1 protein-coding gene is annotated in these 5,276 nt (G+C 43.2%); it reads left to right on the top strand.

All coding sequences use genetic code 11. The features are described from left to right. Window positions 1-560: 560 nt before the first annotated feature. Window positions 561-5,276: Ig-like domain-containing protein (locus J1N09_RS15285; protein ID WP_265201151.1), on the top strand; the 4,716-nt coding region annotated here is incomplete at its 3' end.

Here is a 5,276-nt window from a genome sequence, read left to right as displayed (position 1 = left end):
GATTTAGAGGATTACAGCGATGGTTCGTATGAGATCATGCTGCGATTCGATGTATTTAACAAACCAGAACGAGTACTAACACCACGATTCTTCTAGTTTGCATGTACTAGATTAGATTGTTTTTTTAAACAATTTAAGAGAACCGACCCTGTATTGGGTCGGTTTTTTTATGCTGAAACAGGTAGTAAACAAAGACTTTTTTCTTTCCTACAAACATGTTAATAAAACCAAAATACAAATAGCAAAAAATGCTGAATTCGCGAACGATTTATCGATAAACGGTCATGTTTTGTCTTTTTTTATTCCCACAAACTCATCTCTTCTGAAACCCCATAATTTCGAACTTATACGTGTATACACTTAGTATCTTTTCCTACAAATAAATCAGCCTCAATAGGTGAGTTTATACCATTCAACGAATATTTCAACTGTTCAGCTAATTGTTCTATTTTAAGAAATCGATAACGTTTATTCCTACGTATATTTATGGTACACTAAGTAACTTCAAAATGCAGTTGGGGCATTTTTCTTACTTCAGGAAAAATTAAAAATAAGAGCATATGCGAGTCATTACTTCCTTTTCAGAGAAGAAAGGATTGTTCAATATTGTTGTATTGGGTATCCTTTTGTTGTCTACTTCTATTGCATTGGCCTATCCAATGCCAGATAAAGTAGTTGAGACTGTAGACGAACAATCATCAGTATTTGGTGATATTGAGTACTTACCGTTCGCCGATGTGGCGGTTTTAGTTGATAAGGAACCACGCAAATTCCTTAAGTCGGCGGAAACTCAATCCGGTTGGTTCTACGAGTGTGGTGATGATAAGCGTGTGGACGAATATGGCTTCAATGCTAATTGTAATACAGATACCACTGCCAACATTCCGGAAGGCTCCAACATGTTCCAGTATGTAGTCGAAATTGTTTACAAAGGAGGGAATCCTGGCGAGACGATTCAGATTACTGACGATGAGGACAATGTACATACGCTCGAACGCTCTGTACCTTTTGGAACAAGCTCGAATATTTGGGTGTATCGAGCGGAAATCATTGGAAGTACAAGCTATATCAATTATAAAAACGGAAGCAACGAATGTAAGCTTCAATCTATTGTAATTTATGCATTCAGAGATGTGCCGGAGGCCTCAGGAAGTTCAGGTGTCTTCACACAATGGAGTGGGTATAACGATGTACAGTCTTTTGTTATTGACATCCCTACATTCAATACTGCTCGAGATATTATCATAGAAACGCCTGTTTCAGAATTAACCGAAGATGGGCGTTATTTACTACTGAAGGCAGAAGCTGCCGGTAAATCGGACCAAATATTTTTATATGGACCGGACAGTAGTTTACCCGGTGCTCAGTGCTGCCTGGCCATTCCTAACCTGATCCTGAGGGATATTCCCGGTTCGGAAACTCAAGTAACGATAATTGTAGATACCCGAAATGGGCAAAACGGACAAAGCGTAAATGGTCAATCATGGGTTATTGCCGCAGGTGTGAATATTGATTCTCGCTGTGTAGACGACCCCGAAATTGCCTTAATAAAGACAGGTGTTTTCAACGATGAAAATGGTAATGGAATAGCCGAAGTAGGAGAGACCGTTAGCTACGATTTCACTGTAACCAATACAGGCGAAACAGCTTTTACATCTATTCAGGTTACCGATCCCCTTGTGAGCGTTTCAGGATCCCTTGGAACATTACTGCCCGGTGAGTCTGATGATACCGCTTTTTCTGCTACTTATTCAATAACGCAATTTGATGTGGATCGTGGTTTTGTAGAAAATCAGGCCACGGCAGATGCGTGTTTCGATGAACAACCTGTTAACCCCGAAGGGAACTGTGATGGACAGGTTACCGCTCTAACTCTGGAATACCAGGGCAACGAAATAGATGCCACCATTAAGGTGATAGAACACGATGGGCAAGTAGTTTTTGAAGATATCGTGCAACCGGGAGAGCGTTTTGAGTTCTTCGGACAAGATCCTCCGCAAAATACTTTCGGACCTGAGATCGACGTCTATGTGAACAATGTTCTCGATGAGACCATACATACCAGCTGCTCGGAACCAATTGGTCCCGGAGCAGTTTTTGGCAATTATGAAGTAATTGATGGTGCCAGCCGAAATAATGGACCATTGGCTCCAATCACAGGTTTTGCTTGTGGCGGAAGCGTGATGGACCTTTCAGATGATAACAGTAACGATCAGGATGATCCAACTATAGTTCCACTTCCCGGTCCACCACCAACACCAAGAGATTGTGATTGTGCTCCATTGTACAAAGACGCTGTTTTTGAAAACGGAAAACGTATTTCAGGAACAGATCTGGAAGTTGGTGCAGTTTACAGATTCGCGGATGTATTTCCTTCGAATCCCTATGGAACAACTATTGACGCGCTTGTGCGAATAGAAGAATTTACAGGAGGTGCCTCACTACTTGAAATTGATGTTACTTCATCTGGTCTCAACGAGGCCTTTCAGCCTAGAATAAATAGTACAAATTCGAACGATCAAAGTGCTTTGTTCAACATAACCTTCGTGGAGGGCGGAGGAAATTATGGTGATGAAGTGGATATCTCATTCTACGCGACTCCCCTGGATATAGATGGAGATGGCCAATCTACTAGAGAATATGCAGAGGTTTCTTTACCCGATGCGTATTTCATCGACAACAATGCTTTGATCGACATTACGCAAACAGCTACGGTTGTACGAGGTATAGCAAATACCCTGAATACGGCACCAGGAGGTGATGTTTCACTCGACCCGAGGTTTACTTATAGTACCTATTATGAAACCTGGTCTTCGTTCAATTATCGAATTGGAAAAGTAGACGGCAACAGCGACAGGTATTACTCATTAAGTATTAGCTGTATAGATTACAACGATCCGAATTCCATCTTCGTGACCTACCCGGTGATTTGTGGTAATGTGAGCGATGAGAATGGAAATCCACTGGAGAATGTTCAAATAGATGTTACCGGCGATGATGGTAGTTCGCAAACGGTTCAGACCAATGCAAATGGTGACTATAAAGCCATTGCCGCAATACCTGAAAATGAAGTAGATGTAACATATGAGATCTTTGAGAATGATCTACCAGGGTACGTTTCAATATCTGATGTCGATGGTGCTAACGATAACCTTATTACAAGAACCATTGCTTTGGAATCTTCCTGCGGAAATGATTTCGTTGATGGTTTCGAAGTTGTCCTTGAATTAATTGAGAAAACTGATATTCTGTGTTTTGGTGATTTGACCGGATCAATTACAGTGAACGCTTCCGGAGGAGTACCTCCATATATGTATTCGTTGAACGGTGGAACACCACAGTCCTCACCTACATTTAACAACCTGGCGGCAGGTGTTTACACAGTTTCAGTAGAAGATTCTCTGGGCAATACGGATGCTATTTCCGTGACATTACTTGAACCAGAACCAGTTGTTATTCAATTGACAAAAATAGACGCAACTGCTACCGGTGGTTGTGCGAATGGAGAAGCAACGGCAACTCCTTCTGGCGGGGTACCTCCATATACATATCAGTGGAGTGCTAGTGCCGGAAATCAAACAACTCAGACGGCTACAAACTTGCCTGGATCGGCAACGGGTGGAATAACTCATACCGTTATCGTCACAGATGCTAATGGATGTGAAACCATGCAAAGTGTGGTGATAGATTGTGTGAACGATTGTGATGCAGTTATTAATATTGATAATGTAACCGATATTTTATGTAAAGGAGACGCAACAGGAAGCGCTACCGTTAGCGCAACCTCTGCAGCCAATCCTGGTTCAACCTTTACTTTTACCTGGAATACCGTTCCACCACAAGTTGATGCCGGTGTTACTTCCAGTACTATAAGTAATCAAACCGCAGGTGTTTATACCGTGAGTGTAACTATTGATGGCACTGTGTGCGACCCTGTTTCGCAAAGTGTTACTATCAACGAACCGGCAACTGCCGTAAATGTGACCGCTACATCGACAAATGAAAGTGGACCAGGTTCGGGAGATGGAACGGCAACCGCCAATCCTTCCGGTGGAACACCACCGTACACTTACTCTTGGAGTCCTGGAGGTCAGACAACACAAACGATTACAGGCTTAACGGCTGGTACCTACACAGTAACTGTTACAGATGATAATGGTTGTACTGCTACGACTTCAACCACTGTAGAGTCTACACCTTGTGATCTTTCAGCGAATGCAAGCTCAACACCTGTATCCTGTAATGGTGGAAACGATGGTTCGGCGACTGTTGGAGTATCGGGTGGAGTAGGACCATTTACCTATTCCTGGAGTCCAGGCGGACAAACCACTCAAACGATTTCCGGCTTAACAGCTGGAGCATATACAGTTACTGTAACCGATACAACTACCCTGTGTACGGAAACATCGACGACTACGGTCAATGAGCCTTCAGCAATTAGTTCAGGAATTGCGGTAACAAATGTTTCTTGCTTCGGCGATGCTTCCGGTTCACTGGATCTTACAGTGAATGGGGGCACACAACCTTATACATTCCTATGGAGTCCGGGTGGAGAAACCACAGAAGATCTTACTAACCTTGTTGCAGGGACATATTCAGTGCTTATAACCGATGCGAATGGCTGCACGCGTAATGACTCTGCTACAATAATGCAACCACGGACAGAACTAGACCTTACTATCCTGTCACAAACTGATATTCTTTGTGGAGGATTAGGTACTGTAACGGTTGAAGCTACAGGAGGTACTCCGGCATATTCTTACAGTCTTGACGGAGGAACACCCCAGGCTTCAGGCACATTTACGAACCTAACGGAGGGATCATACACGATCTCTGTAATGGATGCAAACGGATGTGACGATTCTATCGAGATAACCATACTGGCAAACTGTACAGACGCCATAAACGACATCAACAACACCTTTACGGATGTAGCGGTATCGGGTAATGTACTTACCAATGATGAAGATGCCGAAGGTGACAACCAAACGGTAACAACAACGGGAACCTTCCCAACAACAGCAGGAGGTAGTGTGACCCTGAATGCAGACGGTAGTTATGTTTATACACCACCGGCGGGATATTCAGGACCTGACACCTTCCAGTACAGCATAGTTGATGATGGAAACCCACAGGCCAGTGATACGGCCACAGTATTTATAGAAGTACTTCCACTGGATCCGAACACCACTATTGCCAATGCCGATACGGCGGGTACAGAGGTGAATGTTCCGGTAAGCGGAAATGTACTTGTGAACGACTTCGATCCTGAAGGC

Source organism: Aureitalea sp. L0-47 (genome assembly GCF_026126405.1).
In the GTDB taxonomy this organism is placed as follows: domain Bacteria; phylum Bacteroidota; class Bacteroidia; order Flavobacteriales; family Flavobacteriaceae; genus Pukyongia.
This window is presented reverse-complemented; position numbering and strand designations above follow the sequence as displayed.